Source organism: Bacillus sp. FSL K6-0972 (genome assembly GCF_037976035.1).
GTDB classification, from domain to species: Bacteria; Bacillota; Bacilli; order Bacillales; family Bacillaceae; genus Bacillus; species Bacillus haynesii.
On record NZ_CP150260.1, the window covers coordinates 2,405,873 to 2,429,838 of the forward strand.

Genomic DNA, 23,966 nt, shown 5'->3' on the forward strand with positions numbered 1-23,966 from the left:
AGGAGGGAACAGCGTGGGAAAAGACAGACAGGAAAAGAAGCTGAAGCAGCAGAAGCGAACCGAATCCGACCGTGACCAATCCATCAGCTACAATGGTGCCGCCTCTCTCGAAAGCGCGGAGGACGCCCGGAAGCGAAACCCGTAAAAAAACCGGCTCATGAGCAGCCGGTTTTTTTAACGCTTGCTGTAAACAAAGGGGTCAACACCCCTCGCTTTCAGCCAATGATATGTATCGCCCTTGATGACGAGCGGTGCTTTTTTCAACTGTTCATTCGTCCTGCATCCCAAGACGGTCATGATCCTTTTGAAATCTTCGATCAGGCTCTCGATTTCGGCGGCTAACGCCTCTTCTCCCGAAGCTGTCAGCACTTGGAGAAAATAGCCCGCCATCCCTGCCGCAGACGCTCCCAGCGCTATCGACTTGGCCAAATCAAGGGCATCTTGAATGCCTCCGGATGCGATAATCGGCTGATCGCCGAACAGAGAGCTGACTTCGGCCAGGCTGGCAGCTGTCGATATGCCCCATTGATCGAAAAACTCAACTGCTTTATCCCTGCGCAAATTTTCGATTTTCGAAAAATTCGTTCCCCCGAAACCGCCGACATCGACCGCCTGAACACCGGCGTTAAAAAGCCGGGCTGCGGTATCCCTGCTCATCCCAAAGCCCACTTCTTTTACGGCGACCGGTACGCTGACATTTCGGCAAATGTCTTCAATCCGGCGCAGGCGTCCTGTAAAACTGCGGTCGCCTTCAGGCATGACGATTTCCTGAATCACATTAAGATGAATTTGAAGCATGTCAGCTTCAATCATGTCGACCGCCCGCTTTGCCTGTTCCACTGTCGCTTCGCTCCCCAAATTGGCGAATACAAGCCCCTTCTGATTTTCTTTTCTGACAATCTCGTATGAAGGACGCTCATCAGGGTCTTTCAAAGCGGACATTTGCGAGCCGACAGCGACCGGTATGCCTGTTTGTGCAGCCGCCCTCGCCAAAGCCCTGTTGATCTCAAACGTCGCCTTCCCGCCCCCGCCTGTCATCGCATTGATAAAAATAGGCGAACTTAAAAACAGTTCGCCTATTTTGGTTGAAGTATCAACTTGTGACAATTCCGTTTCCGGAAGGCTGACGTGAACAAACGTGATATCATCAAGCCCGGTCTGACGTTTCTGTCCGGTTGACAGGGCATGATCAATGTGTTCTTTTTTTCTTTTTGCTCGCGTCACCATCATCACCAAATTTTACTTTAATTTATTCAGTTTGTCTCCGATCATTTCACCAAGCTGGAATCCTGAAGACTCTTCCTTCGCCTGGTACTGACGGTAATCTTCCTGCTCTGCTTTATCTGCGTTTTCTTCAAGCTCTTTCATGCTTAAAGAAATGCGTTCTTCCTCTTCATTGACGTCAAGAACTTTCACTTTTACGTCCTGGCCTTCCTCAAGCACTTCATGAGGCGTTCCGATGTGTTTGTTGGAGATTTGCGAAATGTGAACGAGGCCTTCAACTCCAGGAAGCACTTCGACAAATGCGCCGAAGCTCACCAAGCGCTGAACCTTTCCGTCCAATACGTCTCCAGGCTTCACTTTTTCACCGATGTTGGACCAAGGTCCAGGAAGCGTTTCTTTGATTGATAGCGAAATTCGTTCATTGTCGCGGTCGACGGACAGCACTTTGACTTTGACATCCTGGCCTTCTTCGACTACGTCTGACGGTTTTTCAACGTGTGAATGCGAAAGCTGGGAAATGTGAACAAGACCGTCAATACCGCCGATGTCAACGAAAGCACCGAAGTCTGTCAGGCGCTGTACTTTTCCTTCAAGCACCTGTCCAGCTTCCAGCGTTTGAAGAAATTCCTGTTTTCTTTCTGACTGCTCTTTTTCAACAACCGCACGGTGTGATAAAATCACGCGGTTTTTATCTCTGTCAAGCTCAACGACGATTAAAGTCAGCGTCTTTCCTTTATAATCTGTAAAATCTTCAACAAAATGCGCCTCTACAAGCGATGCGGGAATGAATCCGCGCACGCCGATATCGACGACCAGACCGCCTTTGACGACGTCTTTTACTTCGGCTTCAAACACTTCTTTTGACTCAAACTTTTTCTCTAGGTCTTCCCAAGCGCGGTCTGCATCAACAGCACGTTTTGATAAAATCAATGCATCGTCTTCCACTTTTGTCACTTTTAATTCAAGCTCATCGTCTACATTGACGACATCTGATGCTTTTTCAACATGAAGACTTGATAATTCACTGATTGGGATAATTCCGGTTTGCTTGCAGTTGGGGATGTCAACATCGACATGCTTGTCCTCAACTTTCGTTACAATACCTTTCACCACATCTCCAACCTCTGGTACTTGAACATCAATTTGATTCATTTCCTCTGTCATTTCAATAACCTCCTTGGTCCAAACCTACACAGCTTTTGTAAAAACGGTTATTCCGGATGAAATGATATCCGATCCGGACAGCCGATATGTATTAAAGAACCATTCAAAAATGGATATTTGAATGTTCTAAAACATGATTTATTATTACTAACTTCTAATAAAAGCCTGTGTTTGTCAAGTCAAAACATGCAGACAATAAGTAATTTGCCCGGATTTTTTATTTTTGAGCCTTTTTGTCTACAACCTGCAGGATTTTTTCGGCCACTTCATCGATTGTCAATGAAGTCGTGTCGATTTCAAGCGCATCGTCCGCTTTTTTCAACGGCGAAATCTCGCGTTCTGAATCGAGTTTGTCACGGCGCCTGATTTCTTCTGCAAGCGTTTCATAATTTACATTGTACCCTTTTTTGACGTTTTCTTCAAAGCGGCGTTTTGCCCGCTCTTCAACGGAGGCCAAGAGAAATATTTTCACTTCCGCATTCGGGAGAACGTGGGTTCCGATGTCGCGGCCGTCCATGACGACGCCGCCTTTTTCAGCTAGCTGCTGCTGCCTTTTCGTCATTTCTTCGCGGATCCCGGCGTGTTTGGCGACGATTGAGACTTGGTTGCTCACGTCATCCGTGCGGATCGCCTCTGTTACATCTTCGCCTGCGATATAAACCTTCTGTTCTCCTTCAGGCGAAACCGTGAGATCGATGGCAGATTTTTTTAACAGGGCCGTCAGCGCCGCTTCGTCGGTTAAATCAACGCCCTTTTCCAGCGCTAAATACGTAATCGCCCTGTACATGGCACCCGTATCAATATAAATATACGACTTTTTTCTGGCCACGATTTTCGCCACGGTGCTTTTTCCGGCTGCCGCAGGGCCGTCTATTGCAATGCATAATTTCTTTTCCATAATTCCTCTCCTTGCTATCTGGTACTCCTTATAGGATTGTATCATGTATTAGGCGAAAAAGGGGAGATTTTAGCGTGAATTACGGCTTAAATGTCTCGATCCATTCGCCGATTTTCATGTTGTTCACGCCTTCATACTGCACGACCTTTGACAGATAAGGTTCAGCCTTGGAGAAATGAAAAAGAAGCTGCACGCTGATTAAAATGACCGCCTGTACGACAAGAATCTTAAATAATAACCGTTCGATTGTTTTCATATCTTTCCTCCGCTGCCCGGAAAGTTTATGGCTCCGGGCATGTATAAATTTTCACCGGCGGACGTACCGCCCATACGTTCAGTATGGAAATGTTTACAGCGAATTATTCCGAATGCTAAAAAGGAAAAGGCATGTTGACGCCTTTTCCCTCTGATCTATCGTTTTACAAGTCGTTATATATCGGTTCTGCACTTTTCATTTTTTGGACCTTCTCTTCCGTGCCGTCTTCGGTATTGATAAACATGCGGAATGTATCGTTCTCAATTGTGCCGAGAATTTCGTAGCAGAGCACTTCTTGTGAAAGCTCGTTCGTGACTAAAGCAAGGCGCGTCTCCTGAACTTTTACGTTGGGATTCAGGCTTGCTTTCGCTTTTTCAAGCGTTAATTTCGGCTTCGGCAAGTCTCTTTTTTTATGGGAGATTAAGAAATCCTTTGCATTAAACCCGGTAATCTCGCCGTCGTCAAGCGCGACCTTGATGCGGATGCTGTCCGGATAGAGCCAGACATCGTCCTGAACCGGAACAAATGAAAATACGCCGACGCCGTCGTATTGCGAGCTTTCATCCATCTTCAAGTCTTCGGTTTTATAGCCGTTTTTTTTCAAAAATTGAAGGGCTTTGTTCGACGCATCGTTTAGGCTGATTTTTTCATCTTTAATTTTTTTGTTTTGGATCAGATAAATCGGATATCCGCCTTTTTCGGTAATGTCCATATATATATCCGCTTTTTGATCAGGGTCCTTCATGCTGATGCTGTATACATCCCTGTTCGTTTTCTTGCCGCTTTTCGACACTTTGATATTGTAATTTTTGTCCTGAGCGAATTTTTGGGCAATCTTGCGTGCTTCTTTTTCGGTTATTCTTTTGCCTTGTAAATGGTCGTACCCTTGCTGCTCTTTTTTCGTGTTCGTCATCTCTGTCGCGCCTAAGTCCGTATCCGAAAATGCACTTGCGCTTTTTTCAACGGTTTTAAATCCATTAATAATCGTATTGTCGCTTTGTTTTTGGCCGGACGCGAGCGCAAGCTCTACATCCATCCATCTCAAATTTTTGTCAATAATCAAATGCTGGACATTACGCAGTTCATTTTGTATATCCTTTGAATTTTCATAAAGCTGATTTAAAGATGCGTACTCTTTTTTATTGAGCGGCTCTTTGTCAAGGTCGCGCACGGCTGCTTTGTAGCTGAAATCTCCGACCTTTGCCAAAAACTCTTCGGTCTTGTTAAACGGCATTAAGGTTAGCGGCAGCTGGCTGACATTGTTATGCGCCTCAGAAGTCGTTTTCCACACTTCCGCCAAAGCGGGAGACAGCGTTTTTTTGCTGTTCATCGCAAGCGTGCTCCCGATTTTATCATGCAGCTGATCCACCTGATAAGTTAAGTCGTGAAATGCCCTTTGATAGTTGTTTTCGGCATGAAGCAAAACGGCGTCTTTCTCCTGATGTTCTTTATAGCCCCAATAGCTTGTTCCGACGATGGCGACACCTAAAAGGGCGATTAAAATTCCTCTGATCATTTATAGCACCTCGCTTTTATTCACAGAAAATGTGTTTACCGATCCTTTTAATTTGAGGTCTGCCCCAAATCCATGAGCTAGTGGCCGTGTCAGGGTTAAAATAGTAAGTGGCATTTTCTGATGGGTCCCAGCCGTTGATGGCGTCAAGAACGGCTTTTTTCGCCGTTTCATCCGGCGTCATATAAATCTGGCCGTCCGCAACAGCTGTAAATGCAAGCGGCTCAAAGATAACGCCCGCCACCGTATTCGGGAACGTAGGGCTGTTAAGCCTGTTTAATATAACAGCTGCAACGGCGACCTGGCCGTCATACGGTTCTCCGCGCGCTTCACCGTAAACCGCTTGGGCCAACAGGTTGATGTCGTTGTTCGAGAAGCCGCCCGGCATGTTGGCTGCAACGGCATCCTGTTTTTTAGGCGCCTGCTGTTTAGGTGCAGCCTTTTGCTGCGTTTGTTTTTTCGGCTGTGCAGGAGCGGCCTGCTGCTGTTGCTGCGGCTGTTTCTGGGCAGTGCCCTGCTGTTGTGCGCCCTGCCGCTGTCTTGCTTCCGCCTTTTTTCGCGCCTGCTGCTGCACTTCTTTAGAAGGCTTCGTCTGATACTTCAGCGGCAGTCCGCCGTAATGTGTAAATTGGTTTCCTTTTCGAAGCTGTCTGTGCACGTAGTCGCTGTAATATTTAGTATGATTGATTAAAAATCGTTTTGTTTTCGGCCCGACCAGGCCGTCTGTATCCTTTAAGCCGAACTGATTTTGGAAATTGCGGACGGCCCAGTATGTCGCCCACCCGTATACTCCGTCAATTCTGCCATTGTAATAGCCGTTATATTGAAGCCTTGCCTGCAGTTCAATCACATCATCCCCTGTCGCCCCCCGCTGTATTACCTGTTCAGAAAAGGCAGCGCTTTTTTGACTGAATGGAAGTGAAAGACTGGTTGCCATAATGGTACATAAAATGACATTCAAACAAAAAGAACCTTTCGACTTCATGTTTTAAGCCTCCTCCAGCATTTTTGTAACCATATCTTTTGTAGCGAGGCAGATTTTATACACGCTTTCCTTTCTGTTTCATCTTTAGGCAAATATGCCTGTCTACAAAAATAAAAAAACCGCCCTTTTACAGGGCGGTTACAGATTGTTGACAAAATCCCAAAACGGCTTTTGTTTTGGGATTTTGTCATCCTTTCAGCGTGATTGAAAACCCTTGCAGTCTAGGAAGACCGAGCATCGGAGCGCAGCGAATGTTGGAATTCGTGAGCACCGACGCGCAGGCCTGACAACGAATGCGAGGGTTTGTCGACACGCTGAAACCGCCCTTTTACAGGGCGGTTATTGCTGAAGGGGCTGTCCATCGGTTTTGACGGAACGGGCTTTTTTTGCTTTGCGCAAGCCGAACCACCAAAGAAACGCCATAAAGGGCAGCATAAAATAGATCCAGTTTTTTAAGGCGAGCAGAATATAATCGTAGAGACCGTGAAGCAAAGCCGGAATAAAAAGCGAGCATAGCAGCCATTTCATCTTTGTTTTGCTTGCCGAAAACCGGGCTTTGCCGATGTAAAAGCCCATGATCACTCCGAATAGGGCATGGCTGGAAACCGGAAGCAAAGCGCGCATAAAGGCGTACTCCACCCCGTTTCCGATGAGATACAATATATTTTCAAGCGTCGCAAACCCCAATGAAAGGCTTGTCCCGTATACGATTCCGTCATAGTGTTCATCAAAATCAATATGCTGAAAAGTGCTGACCATCAGCAAAAACCATTTTAAAAATTCTTCCAAAAAGCCGGAAGTTAAAAATGAAACGACAAAACTGCCCTCAGAAATGTGTTCTTTTTCCAATACATACTGGATAAACATCGTCGGAAAAACGAGCAAAACCCCCAGTATAAAAAGGCGGATGACCATATGAATGGGCTCGGATTCATATTTTTCCTTTAAGTAAAAATACATTAACAGTGCGATTCCGGGAGCTAAGCCTGCTGAGATAATTCCGAACATGAGGAAACCTCTTTCCTTTTCATCTCATTCTATCCTACCATGATTCGGATTGTTTTGAAATTGAAAAAGAACAGGCCGCCTAGTAGCAGAATTTGTCTTTTATGCCTTCTTTATAGCTTGCAAGAAGGACGGCAAGTTTCATTCTCGCTTTTTTGCTGTCATAATCCTTGCCTAAGATGACCCCTTTTTTCGCGAGGTCATAGCTGCTGCCTGCATAGTCATAGGTCGTATAAACTTCGCCTTCCTCTGCGCTCGTCGTGATGACGATATATACTCCCTGATTTAATGCTTGTTCGATATCGCCCATCATATTCGGCGGCACCTGTCCCCTTCCGACTCCCTCAAGGACAATTCCTGCGACACCCTCGCGGACGGCGGCTCTGATAAACTTGCCGTCTCCATCTAGATAGCATTTGACGATATCCACTTCAGGAAGCGGTCTTTGCAGCTGATGAACATCCCGCTTTAACGGCTTTTGATAGACGTATACTTTATCATTGTCAATGATCCCTAAGTAACCGAAGCCGAATACGTCAAACCCCTGCAGATTCGAAGCGTGCACTTTTTTAACGTAGCGCGCGTTAAAGATCCTTTCGTTAAAAACAACGACCGTGCCGGCTCCTTTTATATCTGGGCTGCACGCAGTATAAACGGCGTGCCTGATATTTGTATATGCATCTGTGCCTTGCTGCTCAGGGGCCCGCTGTGAACCTGTCACAACGACCGGCCTTTCATCATGCAAGGTTAAATCCAAAAAATAAGCGGTTTCTTCAAGCGTGTCCGTACCATGCGTCACAACTGCGCCGTCATAGCTGCCGTCCTGAAACACGCGTTCGACGGTTTGTTTGAGCTCTAATAAATGCTGAAATGTAATATGCATACTCGGAAGCTGAAACGCCGGATAGACATCGATCTGTACATCTTCCGGCAAGCTGCACATTTCGGCTAATTCAGGACCGCTGATCGCCCCTGCCGCAAGCCGGCCGCTTTCAGTTTTCCGGCTGGCGATCGTGCCTCCTGTTGTAATAAGAGCTACTTTCTTTTTCATATCAGGATGCCCCTTTTCTGTTGATCTGTGTGCCGATAAAAAAGAGAGCACATCTATATATAGAATATGCTCTCTTTTGCCTGATCCAAATCATAAAAATATCCGGTTTTTATATCCGTTTTGCAATTTCAGCTGCAATTAAGCCGCCGTGAAAACGGCCGTTTTCAATAAAGATTTCATTTGCGTTGTTCCCGGCCGCAATAACGCCGGCGATGAAGATGCCTTCTTCGTTCGTCTCCATCGTTTCTTCATTAAAGAAAGGACGGCCCGACTCTGCGTCAATTTTGACTCCCATTTTTTGAAGAAAGCTGTGATCAGGGTGATAGCCTGTCATGGCGAATACAAAATCATTTTTGATCCTGGTCTCTTTTCCGTCGACAGAAAAAATCAGCCCGTCTTCCGTAATTTCTTTGACGACTGCCCGGAATTCCATTCTGATTTTTCCATGCTTGACAAGCGAAAGGAATTCCGGAAGGATCCACGGTTTGATGCTGGAGGAATATTCGTTCCCTCTGTACAGCACGGTGACTCTTGCGCCCGCTTTAACGAGCTCCATCGCCGCGTCGACGCTTGAATTTTTGCCGCCGATAACCGCAACATCTTTATCAAAATACGGATGAGCCTCTTTAAAATAATGAAATACTTTCGGCAGGTCTTCTCCCGGTACATTCATATAATTCGGGTTGTCATAATATCCCGTTGCGACAATGCAAAATGAAGACAAATACGTATCCTTTGATGTTTCCACGATAAATTGGTTATTCTCTGTTTTTGTTACGGATTGAACTTTCTCAAACGCGTTGATCCGCAGATTTTTCCGTTTGGCGACTTCCCTGTAATAAGAAAGCGCCTGATTTCTGACCGGCTTGTGATTTTCAGTAATAAAAGCCACATCGCCAATCTCCAGTTTTTCGCTTGAGCTGAAAAAGGTTTGGTGTGTAGGATATTGATAAATGCTGTTGACGATATTTCCTTTTTCAATGACGAGTGCATCTATTCCGATCTCTTGCATGTGAATAGCTGCTGAAAGCCCGCAGGGGCCGCCGCCGATAATGATCACTTTTTCTTCTTTCATGTTCCGTTCATCTCCTGTCATATCCGGCAAATCAAAAAATCTCCTATTTTATGATAGGAGATTTTTTGGGTTGTTGCAAATGTTTGAGCCTATATCCAGCCTCTGAAGCGGGATGCTTCCGCCATCTTGCGGACGCCGACCATATAGGCAGCAAGCCTCATGTCAATTCTGCGGTTGTGCGCCATTTCGTAAATATTGTTGAACGATTTGACCATCATTTTTTCCAAACGTTCTTCAACTTCTTCTTCAGTCCAGTAGAATCCCTGGTTGTTTTGCACCCACTCGAAATAGGATACGGTTACACCGCCGGCGCTTGCCAGCACGTCAGGTACAAGAAGAATGTCGCGGTCGGAAAGAATTTTCGTCGCTTCGAGCGTCGTCGGGCCGTTGGCTGCTTCGACAACGATCTTCGCCTTGATGTTATGGGCGTTTTCCGCGGTAATTTGATTTTCTATTGCAGCCGGCACCAGAATGTCGCATTCCAGCTCCAGCAGTTCTTTGTTTGTAATGGTGTCATTAAACAGCTTTGTGACCGTTCCGAAGCTGTCCCGGCGGTCAAGCAGGTAATCGATGTCAAGCCCTTCAGGATCATACAGGCCGCCATATGCATCAGAAATGCCGACAATCTTTGCGCCTGCGTCATACATGAATTTCGCAAGGTAGCTTCCCGCATTTCCGAACCCCTGCACGACGACAGAAGCTCCCTCAATGTCGATGTCTTTCTTTTTCGCCGCCTCTTTAATGCAGATTGTAACCCCTTTTGCTGTCGCAGATTCTCTGCCGTGAGAACCACCTAAAACGAGCGGTTTGCCGGTAATGAAGCCCGGCGAGTTGAATTCGTCGATTCTTGAATATTCGTCCATCATCCATGCCATGATTTGAGAATTGGTAAATACATCGGGAGCCGGTACATCTTTTGTCGGTCCGACAATTTGGCTGATCGCCCGAACGTACCCTCTGCTTAAACGTTCCAGTTCAGGAAAGGACATATCCCGCGGATCACAGATGATCCCGCCCTTTCCGCCTCCATATGGAAGGTCGATGATGCCGCATTTCAGACTCATCCAAATAGAAAGCGCTTTAACTTCTTTTTCTGTAACTCCCGGATGAAAACGGATGCCGCCTTTTGTCGGCCCTACTGCATCATTGTGCTGGGCTCGGTAGCCCGTGAAAATCTTAACAGATCCATCGTCCATGCGAACCGGAATTTTCACCGTTAAAAAACGGATCGGTTCTTTTAGTAATTCATACACCTCTTCAGGATACCCCAATTTTTCAAGCGCCTTATGTATCACCGTTTGCGTTGATTTCAAAACGTCATGTGTGTTTTCTTCAGTATGACCGGTGTTTTGATCGGCTACCATTATAAGTTAACCTCCTAAAGTCTTTCTGGCATGTTGTCCTTTCAGAGAATAGTATACACCCTTGCACTAATCATGCAAAGAACAATCAACCATTTTTCGTGAAAATATTCAAGAAAAATCTTTTTTGTTATATTCTTATTTTCGGCAGAAAAAAACTGCTGTTTAGCACAGCAGAATATCTTTTTTGAATGCGGGCTATTTGAAGTATGTCTGAATGGTCTGAACGGCATTGTTTTCCATGATTTTCTTTCCGTATTCCTGAAGCCTGTAAATCGTTAAAGTCGTCGGATTTCCATATTCGGCTAAAATCGAAATCACGCCGTCAACCTCATGGGAGTCAAAATCGTCGAGACTTAAGAAATACCTGCCCTCGTAGTGGTAGACTGTCCCGCCTTGAATACCGATGCGGTCCAGGTTTTTGGAAAGTTCAATCAGATGCTCGAATGTTTGAAATTCATATATAATGTCAACACTTTCGCCAAGTTTGACTTGCATTTCAATATAGTCCTCATCATACTCATTATCGTCTTCATCTGTTTCCTGATTTTTTGTGACAATGATGACCATTCCTTGTGCTTGAAGAGAATACACTTCAACAGCGATTGGGCCATTTGCTTCGAACCCGAGCTCTGTATTCGCTTCGTTCATCATGTCTTTAAACAGCTGCTGAACCTTAAATGAGTCTTTCCAAAGGTCTTCTTTCGTCAGCCCCCGGTCTGTCAGATCGTCAAGTGTCAGAAAGATTTTGATCTTATTATAATTTAGACGCTCAAGCCGCATAACGTTCCCTCCTGCCTCTTCTTGCACACATCATATATCTTATTATATGGAGATGATGAGTCATAGGTTCTTAATTTTGATACCAGTTTACACTGTGTTTGGGCGGAAGACAAGCACAATGCCGCCTTTTCGTTTCTTTTCAGTGAAAAAGCATTAGTTTCCTTCCATGTGGGGTCCCGGAACCAGCTTGATCAGATGTGTTTCCGGCCTCGCTCCCAGCCGCAGAGGAAGCTTCGATGTTCCATAGCCGTTGCTGATCAAGTACGGAGCCTTGTAAACGGTACCGGTTCCTCCGATTTCACAGAGCCCGAATCTGCCGAAGCGAATTTGTCCTCCGTGGGTATGACCGCTCAATATCAGGTCAATACCGTCCGCCTCCTGTATTTGATGATGAATCTCCGGATTATGTGACACAAGGATAGTCGGAAAGCCCGGCTGCACGCCGCCGAGAGCTGCCGGGTAATCATCCAATTCGAGTCTGATGTCATCCACTCCGCAAATATTGACGGCTTGTCCTTGATGGTCATGCAATACCGAAGCATTGCGCAAAGCTGTTACGCCGTGTGTCTTGAATATTTCACGGAGCCTTTCCTGATCAACTTCATAATCGTTATTTCCCCATACAAAATACGGTTTTCCCAAACTTGAAAGCCTTTTGATATTTTCTTCAATTCTCGTATAAGGGACGCCGTCCTCCGCTAAGTCGCCGCCGATGATGACGAGCTGAACCCCGCGTTCTTTCACTTCACGAATAATGTCTTCGCTGACTGTCCGCCTATGAATATCTGAAATAAAAAAGACATTCAATTCCCTATCCAGGCGTCTGAGTGAAAATTCAGCCTTCAACAGCCGGTTTTCGCGCGCGATGGCTGACATTTTCCACACTAAAGCAGCAAGACCGATGAAAGCGGCCGAAGCCAGACTGAGCCAATAGATCATGTGCATTCTCCAATCTGTTTTGTTTATGATAAGACGGCCTGATGCAAAAAGACGTTTCTTTTAACAAGAAAACGTCTTTTTTATTTGCTTTCGAAATAAAGATTAATGTCATACTGCTGTTTCATGATCTTAAAAACCGTTTCCCTTGATTTCCACTCTTCAGGCTGGGGCCATAAATCCGTGCTTTTCTGAATAATCTCGCATCTCAGCTTATGATATTCCCCTTCTGCTTTTTCTTCCTTCTTTTTAAAATAGTAAGCGGTGCTGTATGCAAAAGCGGCCGATAAAATCCAAAGCAGATAGACGGAGTCATTCAGCAAGCCGGAAAGGAAGCCGTTTTGCCCGATCCCTTTTGACGCTGCAAACAAACAAAACGAAAACGCGCATATCGCCGCCAGCACCTGCCACCTGAATGTCTGTCTGGCATAGTTTTCGTACTTTTTCTTCCTTTTAATTAAGGCGCGGAGCATTTGTTTCGTCGGTTCGTCCGTAAAACGGTCCAGCTCTTCAAGCTCGCTTCCCACAGTCCTCACACCTTGTCCTATTTGTTAGTACAATGTATATGTATTCGCGGGCAAAATCATGCCACTGTTAATAAATCGGGATATCCAGGATCTGGCCGGCGTAGACATTGTTGCCTGATAATTGATTGTAATTGCGGATTTTTTCCTCTCCTGACCGGTTCTTATAATATTTCATCGAAATCCGGAAAAGCGTCTCTTTTTTACCAACCGTGTGCTTCAGCACCTTTTTGGGCTGCGGTGTTTGCTGAACTGGCGGCGTTTGAGCTGCGCTTGCCGTTTTCTTCTCTTGTTCCGCAGGCTGCTTCGGTACGGGCTTCTTTGCAGCAACAGGCTGCTCCTCAGCTTTTTTTGCCTCTTTAGACTGCTCTTTTTGCTTTTGCTCGTCTTTTTTTGACGGTTCATCCTCTTTATTTTCCGATTGGTTGTTCTCTTTCAGCTTTTCTTCTTGAAGGGCGGCGGCTGTATGCTGCGAAGCCGCCTTTTGATCTGCCTCTTGTTCACCGTTTTGATTTTCATTGGTCATTCCTGTTTCACTTGACTTGTTTTCATAAAACACATCATCATACTGATCAGGGTTGGAATCGCCGCCTTGATTCAGCATGTACATGAACACCACGAAGACGATGATCGGAATGAAAACAAACATGACTGCAAGAGACGTGAATAGTGGATTTCTGTCTTTATTCTTTTTTTTGCCGTGCTTCTTTTTTTTATGATAAGTCTGTCTGGAAGGAATCTCATCGTCAGGTGTCTTCAGTTCAACAGCCGCGGCCGCCTCCCGGCTCATTTCAGCGCGGGCCTTCTCCTGCTCCCTCTTCTTCCTCTCTATTCTTGACATCTCCGTCATGTGAACTCCTCCTTACGTGTTGAAAACGAATCTGGCACGCAAATACAACATCGATCAAAAAATGTGCCGTGACAGGAACGAATAAATTCCCTGTCCATTCAAAGCTCAATCCGAGCAAAAAGCTGATGGACACAACCATTACAAACAGCAGCCATTTTTTTAAATAACGAAAATGCAAAATCGCGAAAATAATGCTCGCCGCCCAGAGGCCGAAATGCGTCTGGATAACGCCCCTGAACAATATTTCCTCTGCAAATGCAATGAAAAGGGTAAGAATCACGATATGCGGATACGAGCGTTCACGAAAGAGCTTTTCATTTATCCCTTCATCGTCATACATATGCTTCGGAGCCCATTTCATCACCATCAGGTCGGCAATGATCACGAGGGCCGCGAGCGGCGCCCCGTACTTTAGAATGCTCAAGTCCAATGGATTCCAAAGCGATAGAAAAGCGTCTGCATCATCAAATAAAAAGATGCCCATCAATAATGCGGTAAAAAGCATCAGCATTTGGGAAAAATAGAGCTGTTTCAGCATTTCCCTGTCTGACAGGCGCCGTATGATTTCCGACTGTTTTTTCAGCATACACGATCACAGCTGGCGGCAAATATGGTATCCAATTCTTCTTCCCACGCTGTCAATTTGTTCATGGACGGACGGTCTCCTTTGACTTCGTATGCTTCAAGACTTAAACCGCAGGATGTACAGCACGGTTCATCCGTTTGAGGCGGTTTTTTTTGTTCATTAAAATAAGCGAGCAAGCTTTCCCTGAAACACCCTTCGCGTTCAGTAATGGCGGCGAATCCCGCCGCTTTTTTCAATTTGAGCTCCCTGCGGCTGTCCATCTCCCTATGAATGACCGCCTGGCCATCGCCGCCCAGATGATGCACCTTCTGATATAGATGGAGAAAATGACGGGCTTGCGTTTCCGATAAACCGGCCAGCTGCAGAACTTCTCGCCGGCTGCGTTCATCTTTCACTCCGGCAAGCTTTTCGTATAAAAAGCCGATATCACTTTGGGAGAGGGCTTCCATTTGAATGAGCTGCTCCTGGATTTCCTCGTCTCCCGGAGCTTTCAGCAAAATGCTGACGCTCTGCTTTCCATCCCTGCCCGCACGTCCGATTTCCTGCAAATACGCCTCTATCGTCTGCGGGAGGCTGAAATGGATCACATATCTGATATCAGGCTTGTCCACTCCCATGCCGAAGGCGTTTGTACAGCAGACCACATCAAGCTGATTGCGGATGAACTGCTGCTGGATCAGCATCCTGTCGCCTGCCTCCATCCCGCCATGATAAAATCCCGTTCTCAATTTTGTTTCTTCACGAAGCTTGTCAGCCAGTTCTTCAGCCCATTTTCTCGTCGGGCAATAAACAAGGCCCGGACCTTGCAGCTTTTGAACCAGCTCTGTCAGCCGCTCCGTCTTCTCAGCGGTATCCCGCAGCTTTTCAATATGAAGCGCAATGTTCGGACGATCGACTGAATGGATCAAATAATTGGTGTCTTTAAGCCCCAGCATATCTGAAATGTCCTTCAATGTCGCTTCGGTTGCCGTCGCTGTAAGCGCCAGAGTGACGGGATGACCGAGGAGCGCCTTGATGTCTCCAAGCTTCGAATAATCAGGCCTGAAATCATGCCCCCATTGTGAGATGCAGTGGGCTTCATCAACGACAAAAAGGCTGACATTGAGCAACTGAAGCTTTTTCAGCATTTGGCCGGACTGGAGTGCTTCTGGTGAAATATACAGATATTTGAGGCGGTGAAGCCGATTGAACACGTCATTTTTTTCTTGGTATGTCAATGCGCTGTTCAAAGCGGCAGCTCTCTTCTCTCCACGCATCTTCAATTGCTGCACCTGGTCTTCCATTAAAGACAAAAGCGGTGAGACGATCAGGACGGTTCCGTCTTTCAACAGCCCTGGAAGCTGATAGCATAGCGATTTCCCCCCTCCTGTCGGAAGCATCGCCACCGTGTCCCGCCCCTCCAGGACGCTTTTGATGATCGTTTCCTGGCCTTTTTTAAAAGTATGATAACCAAAATACCGGCGGAGTGCCTGATGAAGTTTATCCATTCCTGATCACCGTTTTCGACAAGGCGAGGCGGATTTTAAAATAACTGTATCGGCCGCCGAGCCCCTCTTTAATTTGTCTGATTTTATTGGTTTGGTTCGCTTTCGCATAATCGGCAATGATTTTCTGCTCCTCTTTCGACACGTACTGATCGATGGAAAAAGACGGATCATGAATGGCAATTTCCACAATGTGATCCTCGATCGTCGCCGATTTCAGCTTTCGAATGTCTGCGATCCGTTCTATTGTATGCCCTTCTTTTACAAGATAAAGCGTTTTTCTCGTCGATTGTGTCAGACCATCCTTCAAAGGAATGTCCTGAATGAGCGTTTGAAAAAGCGGACTTTCACCATTTTGGGCGGATTGAATAAAATGATGCAGAACATCCCAAAACAGTGCATATATGTACCACTCATCAAGGTCCATCTTTTCGGAAAGCTGTCTAAATGTATAGCCCGCTTTTGCCCCGGATGTCAGGGAGTGAACAAAAATAGCGGCCTGTTCATCATGATTCAAAACAGACAGCTTCTCTTTCAGCTCTTGGTGAAACTGGACTGCTGTTTCAGCGGCATTCCGATTTCTTAAATACTGTTTAACCCAGTTCTGAATCTGATAATCTTTTACGATCGGGATATACACGCGTTCGCTGTAAAGCTTGTTGGAGAGCACTTGAATCAAAAGCGACATCCTTGCCCACATCATTTTGGCTGCCGCCTGATAAAAGCCGCCGTGAAAATGGCTGGGCCACGGGTAAAGGGCAAAAAAGCCGGCAAGTTCCGCTTCCCCTTTTTCGGTGACGGTGTAGGCGCCGCTTTCCGCTTTTTCTCTGATCAAAGACTCCTGCTTCAATTGTTGAACGCTGACTGACACCTGCTCTCTCGACAGAGTCGAACAAAAGCCGAAGTATTTTGAAACGGCAAATAAACCGGCGTCCTGTATCGTCTGTGACGACCTTTTTCCTTTTAATAAATGATAGACGGCGCTTGGAGAACGCTCACCCTTCATGGATGACAGAATGTCAAGCACAATAGCGTCAAAAAAATGAACCGGCATATCATCACCTACAATCTTCCGGCAACATTCGATCATTTCTTCCTTTTATTTTAACAGATTTTGCGGAGAAATCGACGTTTAAACTCATATAAAAGGGGTATGTTAGCAGTAGAACCCTTGTGTGATAAGCATTCTCAATATTTTTGAGTTGAAATGTAAGATTAACACCATTACAATAAGGAATGGGAATAGGTTTCATATCGGATAGATAGAGGGTTAAACCATTTGTTCCAACGAAGAACAATCTGGGAGGTTTTTTATTCATGCCAAAATATACAATTGTAGACAAAGATACGTGCATCGCATGCGGAGCTTGTGGTGCTGCGGCTCCTGATATTTATGATTACGACGATGAGGGCATCGCATTTGTGACCCTTGACGATAATCAGGGTGTCGTCGAAGTCCCTGACGTCTTAGAAGAAGACATGATGGACGCGTTTGAAGGCTGTCCTACAGATTCGATCAAAGTTGCGGATGAGCCGTTCGAAGGCGACCCGCTTAAACACGAATAAAGCCAAAAAAACATCCGGTGCACAAGGTGCCGGATGTTTTTTTATCAGATAAGCATGGCTTTACCAACAAGCAAAAAGAAGCCGGCTAAAGACATCCGGCTTCTTCTGCAGCTGAAAATATCCGGGCACATGTGCCTGGTATTTTCATGTCTATTTATTTGGCCATGCGGACGTTTTCCTTCAACCGCGGTTTCAGCGAAAGGAAAATCGGCGTGGTCACGAGAGCCACGGCGATGCCTTTGATGAAATTAAAAGGCAGGATTCCGGCCAGAACTGTAGTCTTGAGCGCTTCTCCCGATAGCACTGGAGCATTTAAAAACCAAGTATAGGCAGGCAGAAACAATAGATAATTTAAAATGCTCATCGAAACGGCCATCACAAGCGTCCCTGCGAAAAGAGCTGTGACAAACCCTTTGGCAGAACTTGATTTTTTAAGCAGTACAGCTGCCGGCAGGATAAACAATGTTCCGGCAATGAAGTTAGCCGCCTGATCAATCGGAACGCCTGAGGCGCTTCCTGCAATAAAGTAATTCAGCACGTTTTTGATCGCTTCAACGGCAATTCCGGCTCCCGGACCATACAAAATAACAGCGAGCAGTGCCGGGATATCACTGAAATCGATTTTTAAATACGGGAATGCTCCCAAGATTGGAAAGCTCAGCATCATTAAAATAAATGCGATGCTGCTCAGCATGCTGATTGAGACGAGACGTCTCACCTTGTTGTGTTTCATTTTGTCACTCTCTCCTTTTCGATCACATCTCACGAAAAGAGGAATGGTTCTTTCCCCTGCCCTAAACAAAAAACCCGCTTTATTGAAAAAGCGGGGCTGTTTTACAGACAGGTCAAATAAACGTTTGAAAATATCATTTCAAAACGCACGGAACCTCCATCTTCTCCCATCCAGACTATACTGTCGGCTTCGGAATCGCACCGAATCCTGCCCCTAAAGAGGCTCGCGGGCTTAGAGCGCTTGCTCATCACCGCCGGTAGGGAATTTCACCCTGCCCCGAAGATTGATCTTATTTATTTTTAATACTGATATTATTATAAATTAATTGTGAAAAAATGTACAGATTCAAAGCTTATTGCGCTGTTTTGGGACGTGCGGCAGGATATTTCGGCAAACTCACTTTTTCCACACGCTAAAAACCGCACATTCACAGTTATTTCATTTTTAATTTTCGTCTTTCCGCACGAAACTCATTGACACCCTTTATGGAATATGGTAAATTATCAGATATTTATGACGCTTATTTAGGAGGAAATCTTACATGTTTCGAGTATTGGTCTCAGATAAAATGTCCAGCGACGGCCTCAAACCATTAATGGAAGCAGATTTTATTGAAATTGTAGAAAAGAATGTTGCGGAAGCGGAAGACGAGCTTCATACGTTTGACGCTCTCTTGGTGCGGAGCGCCACGAAGGTGACCGAAGAGCTGTTTAAAAAGATGACTTCGCTGAAAATCGTCGCCAGAGCAGGTGTCGGAGTCGACAATATTGATATTGACGAGGCGACAAAACACGGTGTCATCGTCGTAAACGCGCCAAACGGAAATACAATTTCAACTGCTGAACATACCTTTGCAATGTTTTCAGCGTTAATGAGACATATTCCGCAGGCAAACATCTCCGTTAAATCAAGGGAGTGGAATCGGTCGGCTTACGTCGGTTCAGAGCTTTACGGAAAAACGCTCGGCATCATCGGAATGGGCCGCATTGGAAGCGAAATCGCGAGCCGCGCAAAAGCGTTCGGCATGACCGTTCATGTATTTGACCCGTTCCTGACTCAAGAAAGGGCAAGCAAGCTCGGCGTTAATGCGAACAGCTTTGAAGAAGTTCTGGCATACGCCGACATCATTACGGTTCATACCCCGCTCACAAAAGAAACGAAGGGACTTTTGAACAAAGAAACCATTGCAAAGACGAAAAAAGGCGTTCGTCTCGTTAACTGTGCAAGAGGCGGCATCATCGATGAAGCGGCGCTTTTGGAAGCTCTGGAAAGCGGACATGTCGCAGGCGCTGCCCTGGACGTATTTGAAGTCGAGCCTCCGATCGATTCAAAACTGATCGATCATCCGCTTGTGGTCGCGACTCCTCACTTGGGCGCTTCAACAAAAGAAGCCCAGCTGAATGTTGCTGCACAAGTTTCCGAAGAAGTCCTTCAGTATGCGCAAGGAAATCCTGTGATGTCCGCGATCAACCTTCCGGCCATGACAAAGGATTCATTCGAAAAAATCCAGCCTTATCATCAGTTTGCCAATACGATCGGAAACCTTGTGTCCCAGTGCATGAATGAGCCTGTTCAAGATGTAGCCATTCAATATGAAGGCTCCATCGCCAAGCTTGAAACGTCATTTATTACGAAAAGCCTTTTGGCCGGATTCCTGAAGCCGCGGGTCGCGGCTACCGTTAACGAAGTGAATGCCGGCACCGTTGCGAAAGAGCGCGGCATCAGCTTCAGCGAAAAAATTTCTTCCAATGAGTCAGGCTATGAAAACTGCATTTCTGTGACTGTTACCGGAGATGTGACGACATTCTCTTTAAGAGCGACGTACATTCCGCACTTCGGCGGACGTATTGTTGCCTTAAACGGCTTTGATATCGATTTTTATCCGGCTGGACACCTTGTGTATATTCACCATCAGGATAAACCAGGGGCTATCGGCCATGTCGGACGAATTTTAGGAGACCATGACATCAACATCGCGACTATGCAGGTGGGCCGAAAAGAAAAAGGCGGAGAAGCGATCATGATGCTTTCATTTGACCGCCACCTTGAGGACGACATTTTAGATGAGCTGAAAAACATCCCGGATATCGTGTCTGTTAAAGTCATCGACCTTCCTTAATAAGAAACCGCGGAACCTGAAAGGAATTCCTTTCGGGTTCCGTTTTTTCAGGAATTCTCCCTGATCTCAAGCAGCTGGCGGGGATAAATCTGCTCTCCTTTCAAATCGTTCCATTCGATGAGGTGCTGTACAGTAACGCCCATTTTTTCGGCGATATGATGAAGCGTATCCCCTTTCCGCACCACATATGTGCCGGTCTTCGATTCATCGGCATGAAGGCGGAGTGTTTGGCCAGTCTTAAGATTCGAATGTTTCAACCCGTTTATTCTCATGATCTCCTCGATTGATATACCGCTATCCCTGCTGATTTTCCAGAGCGTGTCCCCTTTTTGAACGGTTACTGCACCGCTCATTGTCCCGGCGTTTTGATGAACGTGGACAGAATTTTGCCGGAACGCCTCTTCACGAAACACCGTCAGCGGATTGATTGCATATCTTTTATCTTCAGTCCATGAACCGTAATGCATTTCAAAATGCAGGTGGGTTCCGGTCGATATTCCCGTATTGCCGATGATTCCGATTTGCTCGCCTTTTTTCACCCGTTCTTTTTCCTTTTTCAAGCGTTTGCTTAAGTGGGCATAAACGGTTTCATACCCGTTGTCATGTTTGATAAATATCACTTGGCCGTAGGAGTCGGATTGATACGATTTACTTACCGTTCCGTCTGCGGCTGCCGCTACAGCCTCCCCTTCGGGAGCAGCGATGTCAAGCCCCTTATGCTTTCCGCCTCTCGTCCCGAATTGATCTGTGATCTCCCCTTTAATCGGTTCTATCCACTCTGAGGCTGCCGCCCCCGGCGCGGTGACGAAAAGCGCAAGCCCCGAAAGCCATGCGATCGCGAACAGGAAGTTTTGATGTCTGAGTTTCTTCAAAGTTTTCCATATCCTCCTATTACATGCATCTTCGGTAAAATTCCCCCCATTCGGAGACAGCTTAGTATACTTCCAAATCAATACATTTTATACATTAAAAAAAGACTCCGTACGTGGAGTCTTTTAGCTTTCTATCGTCATCGGATTCGGTGCGTACGGAACCTGTACAGATTTCGACAAGTCATAGGCGCCGACCTTGTTTGTAGATGCATTTTTAAATTTCACTTTTGTGAACCCGAAATCTTTGGCGGTCAATAGAAGGCCTTCCACCATCAAGACGTCTTCAGGTTTATTTTCAATATTCGCGGAGGAAGAAAATTGAATGATCAGTTCTTTTCCATTCTTTTGTATATCTTCAATCTGCGTATCATCAGATAGAATAGGTTGTAAATGAGTGCTGCTTTCTTCATTTTTCATCATCTTTATCGCTTCCTGCACCGTTTCGTAAGGTTCGCTTGAAGGTGCAAGGAACCGGCGTCCATCAGAGCTTTCATATAAATAATAGCCTTTTTGCGTTTGATGCATAATCGCCATATCGGCGAGCATTCCGAATGTTTCAAATTCAACACCTGATTTATCATTGGAAATAAACAGAACAGAATCATACGAACCCCATTTAAAGGTTTCGTTGATCACATTTTTCAGCCGTTCGAAATCATCGACTGAAAGCCCCGGTATTTTCTCATTCACTTGAATCGTCAGTTTTTTACTGTTTTTCTGTTCTTTGAACTTCACCTGATCAAGATAAGCTGTATCAAATGATGTAAATTGGTCCACTCCAAGCCGGCTGTACGCGTGAAGCGCATCTTCAAGGTTCGTCATTCTTATACTTTTCTTAAGGCTTATCGGGACAACGACAGACTTGGACTCGTCAAGGAAGGCAAAGGTGATATAGTCGTCTTTTTGATTCTGGGAGACGACAAACGTATTTGCCGGTTCAGACTTGGCAGCATCAGCCTCCGTCTGCACCAATTTTCCGTCAGAAGAAATGTTGGCATCGGCGCTGTTTTGAGATCTGATCTGTTCGATTAATTGAGGAGTGATCAGCATCAGAAGAAAGAGAACCAAAACTGTAGCAGCAAATGCGCCGACCCGTTTTTTCGGTGATTTACGCTTTGGTGCGAAAATCAGCTTTTGATAGATCTGATTTGCCGAACGATTATCCTTAACCGTTGGAAGTTGGCTTAGTAACGCCTTCAGCCGTTCTTCGTTCCATTCTGACTTCTTCATTCTTTGGATCCTCCTTCAAAAGCTCCATCTGTTTACGAAGCACTTTCAGACCGCGGTGCTGAGTGGTTTTTACCTTGCTTTCGGAAAAATTCAAGGCTTTTGCTGTTTCACTGATCGAATACCCTTGGATAAACCGCAATACGATGACGGATCTTTGGTCAAGCGTACACTTGTCAAGGGCCTCGAAAATTTCCTTAAGGTTTTCATTTTGCATCACGATGTCCTCAGGCAGAGGCTTGCGGTCTTTTACATCTTGTTTCTCCCAGTCAAACGTCCCCAAAATCCGTTGGCGGATCGTCTGCTGCTTTCTGAACCAGTCGATCGCAACGTGCCGCGCAATCGAAAGAAGCCAGGTTTTTTCGCTGCTCCTGCCTTCAAATGTTTCATAAGAATGCAGGACGCGGATGTATACTTCCTGAACTAAGTCTTCCGCCTGGTTTTTGTCTTTTACCATATAAAATAAAAACTGAAATAAATCCTGATGATACTGATCATATATTTTCTGAAAGGTTTCTTCCACCTGAAACCCCTCCGTTCAATTTATTGTCGTTTGTCAATCTTAAAAGGTTACATTACAACTATTACAACTATATTACGAATATATGAAAATGGAAAGGGGGTTTAACTAAAGTTAAGCTTAATTTTAACTTAACAAACATAAAAGCACCCGTTCTAAATGAACAGGTGCCAAACTTATAGGAACCCCCGTTTTCACTAAGATGAGCCCGCATAAGGCTTTCGTTCCTCCGATCGGAACGTTTTTGGCCTCGTCAGGCAAATAAAGCGGATCCTTTGAGATGGATGATGTCCATCCGTTTATGACTTTAAGTCCAATTGTTGGCGAAGCTTTTTGGAAATCTCCTTTCTCTTTTCATCAGTCACTAGGTGATACCATAAGCCGTCAACTTTTTTATCTTCACCTTCAATTTCTATCTGTTTAATATCCTTAGCAGCTTCTTTATAAGAATGTTGAATATCGATCATTTTGTCTAGTGTTAAGTTTGTTTTGATGTTTTTTTCTAACGCTGACAAAATCTCTTGATAGTTTGTTAATGATTTTAATTGTGCACCTTCATGAACAATTTCGTTGATGATCTCACGCTGACGCTCTTGACGTCCAAAATCACCGCGGGGATCGTCTTTTCTCATCCGGGCATATGTCAAAGCAGTTTTGCCATCAAGATGCTGCTTCCCTTTTGACAGATGCACGCCTTCAAGGGTGAAATCAATCTGGTTATCTACCGTTACGCCGCCAATTGCATCTACAATATCTTTAAACCCATCCATATTGATTTTGATATAGTAATTGATTGGAATGTTCAAAAATTGTTCTACAGTTTCAACGGTCCCTTCAATTCCCCCATATGTGTAGGCCGAATTCATTTTCGAAAAGGTATTCTTTGATTTGATAAACACCCTTGTATCACGAGGAATACTTGTCATGGTCGTTTTCTTTGTGTCCGGGTTAACAGTCATAACAATCATAGAATCCGGGCGTCCTTTATCACCAGGGCGCTCATCTATCCCTAATAAAAGAATGGATATAGGATCGTGCGGAGCAGCATCCTTCTGCTCGGCATCCCGATGAAGAGGCTCGTACATTCCATTAATTGATTTTGCGACGGTACGGTAAATCCCGTATGACACCACACTGCCAATCGTTATCACTAGCGCGAGGGCAAACAATATCAAATTTTTCATCTTTAGTTTTCTTTTTCTCATTTTCACTATACTATCCCTTCCTTGTTGAT

General features: G+C 45.4%; 25 protein-coding genes and 1 riboswitch. Of the genes, 3 read left to right on the top strand and 22 right to left on the bottom strand.

The annotated features are described in order from the left end of the window. The first annotated feature begins 13 nt into the window (after positions 1-13). A complete protein-coding gene (locus MKX80_RS12090) occupies positions 14-145 on the top strand; it encodes a YpzI family protein (RefSeq protein ID WP_003183025.1) in 132 nt (43 codons plus the stop codon). Positions 146-174: 29 nt separating this feature from the next. On the opposite strand, the gene fni is transcribed toward MKX80_RS12090, so the two are convergent. From fni to MKX80_RS12175, 17 genes are all read right to left on the bottom strand, one after another. Further along, positions 175-1,224, bottom strand: a complete 1,050-nt coding sequence (gene fni, locus MKX80_RS12095) for a type 2 isopentenyl-diphosphate Delta-isomerase (protein WP_339228578.1) — start codon at positions 1,222-1,224, stop codon at positions 175-177. A 15-nt stretch (positions 1,225-1,239) separates the two neighbouring features. Then, positions 1,240-2,388, bottom strand: a complete 1,149-nt coding sequence (rpsA, locus tag MKX80_RS12100; RefSeq protein ID WP_154998151.1) for a 30S ribosomal protein S1 — start codon at positions 2,386-2,388, stop codon at positions 1,240-1,242. A gap of 217 nt (positions 2,389-2,605) precedes the next feature. Further along, positions 2,606-3,286, bottom strand: coding sequence for a (d)CMP kinase (gene cmk / locus MKX80_RS12105; protein WP_154998149.1), 681 nt, complete (start codon positions 3,284-3,286; stop codon positions 2,606-2,608). A gap of 79 nt (positions 3,287-3,365) precedes the next feature. Next, on the bottom strand, positions 3,366-3,542 hold the full coding sequence (locus tag MKX80_RS12110) for a YpfB family protein (protein WP_023857462.1): 177 nt from the start codon (positions 3,540-3,542) through the stop codon (positions 3,366-3,368). Positions 3,543-3,705: 163 nt separating this feature from the next. Continuing rightward, positions 3,706-5,058, bottom strand: coding sequence for a germination protein YpeB (ypeB, locus tag MKX80_RS12115; RefSeq protein ID WP_268343333.1), 1,353 nt, complete (start codon positions 5,056-5,058; stop codon positions 3,706-3,708). Between the two features lie 16 nt (positions 5,059-5,074). Further along, the gene (gene sleB, locus MKX80_RS12120; protein ID WP_154996424.1) at positions 5,075-6,040 is read right to left on the bottom strand and encodes a spore cortex-lytic enzyme; all 966 of its coding nucleotides are present in this window, start codon (positions 6,038-6,040) and stop codon (positions 5,075-5,077) included. 339 nt (positions 6,041-6,379) lie between these two features. Further along, positions 6,380-7,048: a glutamic-type intramembrane protease PrsW gene (gene prsW / locus MKX80_RS12125; protein ID WP_182070458.1), complete on the bottom strand. Its 669-nt coding sequence runs from the start codon at positions 7,046-7,048 to the stop codon at positions 6,380-6,382. A gap of 79 nt (positions 7,049-7,127) precedes the next feature. Continuing rightward, the gene (locus tag MKX80_RS12130; RefSeq protein WP_182070457.1) at positions 7,128-8,096 is read right to left on the bottom strand and encodes an asparaginase; all 969 of its coding nucleotides are present in this window, start codon (positions 8,094-8,096) and stop codon (positions 7,128-7,130) included. 109 nt (positions 8,097-8,205) lie between these two features. After that, positions 8,206-9,171: a YpdA family putative bacillithiol disulfide reductase gene (locus MKX80_RS12135; protein WP_154994325.1), complete on the bottom strand. Its 966-nt coding sequence runs from the start codon at positions 9,169-9,171 to the stop codon at positions 8,206-8,208. An 89-nt stretch (positions 9,172-9,260) separates the two neighbouring features. Then, complete coding sequence (locus MKX80_RS12140; RefSeq protein WP_043926775.1) at positions 9,261-10,535, bottom strand: Glu/Leu/Phe/Val dehydrogenase; 1,275 nt, start codon at positions 10,533-10,535, stop codon at positions 9,261-9,263. Positions 10,536-10,730: 195 nt separating this feature from the next. Next, positions 10,731-11,315, bottom strand: a complete 585-nt coding sequence (locus MKX80_RS12145; RefSeq protein ID WP_154994323.1) for a genetic competence negative regulator — start codon at positions 11,313-11,315, stop codon at positions 10,731-10,733. 153 nt (positions 11,316-11,468) lie between these two features. Beyond that, on the bottom strand, positions 11,469-12,254 hold the full coding sequence (locus MKX80_RS12150; RefSeq protein WP_182070456.1) for a metallophosphoesterase: 786 nt from the start codon (positions 12,252-12,254) through the stop codon (positions 11,469-11,471). Between the two features lie 80 nt (positions 12,255-12,334). Then, on the bottom strand, positions 12,335-12,778 hold the full coding sequence (locus tag MKX80_RS12155; RefSeq protein ID WP_261763355.1) for a YpbF family protein: 444 nt from the start codon (positions 12,776-12,778) through the stop codon (positions 12,335-12,337). Between the two features lie 67 nt (positions 12,779-12,845). Further along, on the bottom strand, positions 12,846-13,625 hold the full coding sequence (locus tag MKX80_RS12160; RefSeq protein WP_339226861.1) for a LysM peptidoglycan-binding domain-containing protein: 780 nt from the start codon (positions 13,623-13,625) through the stop codon (positions 12,846-12,848). Further along, entirely contained in the window at positions 13,567-14,211 is a 645-nt protein-coding gene (locus MKX80_RS12165; protein ID WP_339226863.1) for a type II CAAX endopeptidase family protein, read from the bottom strand. Before MKX80_RS12165 ends, MKX80_RS12160 begins: the two co-directional genes overlap by 59 nt. Beyond that, on the bottom strand, positions 14,205-15,698 hold the full coding sequence (locus tag MKX80_RS12170) for an ATP-dependent DNA helicase RecQ (protein ID WP_154994314.1): 1,494 nt from the start codon (positions 15,696-15,698) through the stop codon (positions 14,205-14,207). Before MKX80_RS12170 ends, MKX80_RS12165 begins: the two co-directional genes overlap by 7 nt. Continuing rightward, positions 15,691-16,749 carry a helix-turn-helix domain-containing protein gene (locus MKX80_RS12175; protein ID WP_182070452.1) on the bottom strand — a complete coding sequence of 353 codons (1,059 nt, stop codon included), beginning with the start codon at positions 16,747-16,749 and terminating at the stop codon, positions 15,691-15,693. Before MKX80_RS12175 ends, MKX80_RS12170 begins: the two co-directional genes overlap by 8 nt. Positions 16,750-17,012: 263 nt before the next feature. Between MKX80_RS12175 and MKX80_RS12180 the strand changes: the two genes are divergently transcribed. After that, positions 17,013-17,261 (top strand): ferredoxin, encoded by a 249-nt coding sequence (locus tag MKX80_RS12180; RefSeq protein WP_003183064.1) that lies wholly within the window; start codon positions 17,013-17,015, stop codon positions 17,259-17,261. A gap of 154 nt (positions 17,262-17,415) precedes the next feature. Here MKX80_RS12180 and MKX80_RS12185 read toward each other — a convergent pair whose 3' ends face one another. Further along, complete coding sequence (locus MKX80_RS12185; protein WP_154994311.1) at positions 17,416-17,994, bottom strand: ECF transporter S component; 579 nt, start codon at positions 17,992-17,994, stop codon at positions 17,416-17,418. 154 nt (positions 17,995-18,148) lie between these two features. Beyond that, positions 18,149-18,282: riboswitch (FMN riboswitch) on the bottom strand. 253 nt (positions 18,283-18,535) lie between these two features. On the opposite strand from MKX80_RS12185, the gene serA reads away from it, so the two are divergent. Then, a complete protein-coding gene (serA, locus tag MKX80_RS12190; protein ID WP_216928472.1) occupies positions 18,536-20,113 on the top strand; it encodes a phosphoglycerate dehydrogenase in 1,578 nt (525 codons plus the stop codon). Positions 20,114-20,160: 47 nt separating this feature from the next. On the opposite strand, the gene MKX80_RS12195 is transcribed toward serA, so the two are convergent. From MKX80_RS12195 to MKX80_RS12210, 4 genes are all read right to left on the bottom strand, one after another. After that, on the bottom strand, positions 20,161-20,985 hold the full coding sequence (locus MKX80_RS12195; RefSeq protein WP_182070450.1) for a M23 family metallopeptidase: 825 nt from the start codon (positions 20,983-20,985) through the stop codon (positions 20,161-20,163). Between the two features lie 123 nt (positions 20,986-21,108). After that, entirely contained in the window at positions 21,109-22,215 is a 1,107-nt protein-coding gene (locus MKX80_RS12200; protein ID WP_154994306.1) for a GerMN domain-containing protein, read from the bottom strand. Continuing rightward, on the bottom strand, positions 22,151-22,735 hold the full coding sequence (gene sigX / locus MKX80_RS12205) for an RNA polymerase sigma factor SigX (RefSeq protein WP_003183073.1): 585 nt from the start codon (positions 22,733-22,735) through the stop codon (positions 22,151-22,153). The genes MKX80_RS12200 and sigX overlap by 65 nt, the downstream gene beginning before the upstream one ends. 296 nt (positions 22,736-23,031) lie before the next feature. Continuing rightward, the gene (locus tag MKX80_RS12210; RefSeq protein ID WP_154994334.1) at positions 23,032-23,946 is read right to left on the bottom strand and encodes an LCP family protein; all 915 of its coding nucleotides are present in this window, start codon (positions 23,944-23,946) and stop codon (positions 23,032-23,034) included. Positions 23,947-23,966 lie beyond the last annotated feature (20 nt).

Bases quoted from the DNA above. Each gene is read 5' to 3' on its own strand.
- MKX80_RS12160 (WP_339226861.1), bottom strand. From the start codon at position 13,625: ATGACGGAGATGTCAAGAATAGAGAGGAAGAAGAGGGAGCAGGAGAAG.
- MKX80_RS12150 (WP_182070456.1), bottom strand. From the start codon at position 12,254: ATGATCTATTGGCTCAGTCTGGCTTCGGCCGCTTTCATCGGTCTTGCT.
- rpsA (WP_154998151.1), bottom strand. From the start codon at position 2,388: ATGACAGAGGAAATGAATCAAATTGATGTTCAAGTACCAGAGGTTGGA.
- MKX80_RS12140 (WP_043926775.1), bottom strand. From the start codon at position 10,535: ATGGTAGCCGATCAAAACACCGGTCATACTGAAGAAAACACACATGAC.
- cmk (WP_154998149.1), bottom strand. From the start codon at position 3,286: ATGGAAAAGAAATTATGCATTGCAATAGACGGCCCTGCGGCAGCCGGA.
- serA (WP_216928472.1), top strand. From the start codon at position 18,536: ATGTTTCGAGTATTGGTCTCAGATAAAATGTCCAGCGACGGCCTCAAA.
- MKX80_RS12180 (WP_003183064.1), top strand. From the start codon at position 17,013: ATGCCAAAATATACAATTGTAGACAAAGATACGTGCATCGCATGCGGA.
- MKX80_RS12170 (WP_154994314.1), bottom strand. From the start codon at position 15,698: ATGGATAAACTTCATCAGGCACTCCGCCGGTATTTTGGTTATCATACT.
- MKX80_RS12185 (WP_154994311.1), bottom strand. From the start codon at position 17,994: ATGAAACACAACAAGGTGAGACGTCTCGTCTCAATCAGCATGCTGAGC.
- ypeB (WP_268343333.1), bottom strand. From the start codon at position 5,058: ATGATCAGAGGAATTTTAATCGCCCTTTTAGGTGTCGCCATCGTCGGA.
- MKX80_RS12135 (WP_154994325.1), bottom strand. From the start codon at position 9,171: ATGAAAGAAGAAAAAGTGATCATTATCGGCGGCGGCCCCTGCGGGCTT.
- sleB (WP_154996424.1), bottom strand. From the start codon at position 6,040: ATGAAGTCGAAAGGTTCTTTTTGTTTGAATGTCATTTTATGTACCATT.
- MKX80_RS12130 (WP_182070457.1), bottom strand. From the start codon at position 8,096: ATGAAAAAGAAAGTAGCTCTTATTACAACAGGAGGCACGATCGCCAGC.
- MKX80_RS12145 (WP_154994323.1), bottom strand. From the start codon at position 11,315: ATGCGGCTTGAGCGTCTAAATTATAATAAGATCAAAATCTTTCTGACA.
- MKX80_RS12110 (WP_023857462.1), bottom strand. From the start codon at position 3,542: ATGAAAACAATCGAACGGTTATTATTTAAGATTCTTGTCGTACAGGCG.
- MKX80_RS12200 (WP_154994306.1), bottom strand. From the start codon at position 22,215: ATGAAGAAGTCAGAATGGAACGAAGAACGGCTGAAGGCGTTACTAAGC.
- MKX80_RS12165 (WP_339226863.1), bottom strand. From the start codon at position 14,211: ATGCTGAAAAAACAGTCGGAAATCATACGGCGCCTGTCAGACAGGGAA.
- prsW (WP_182070458.1), bottom strand. From the start codon at position 7,048: ATGTTCGGAATTATCTCAGCAGGCTTAGCTCCCGGAATCGCACTGTTA.
- MKX80_RS12175 (WP_182070452.1), bottom strand. From the start codon at position 16,749: ATGCCGGTTCATTTTTTTGACGCTATTGTGCTTGACATTCTGTCATCC.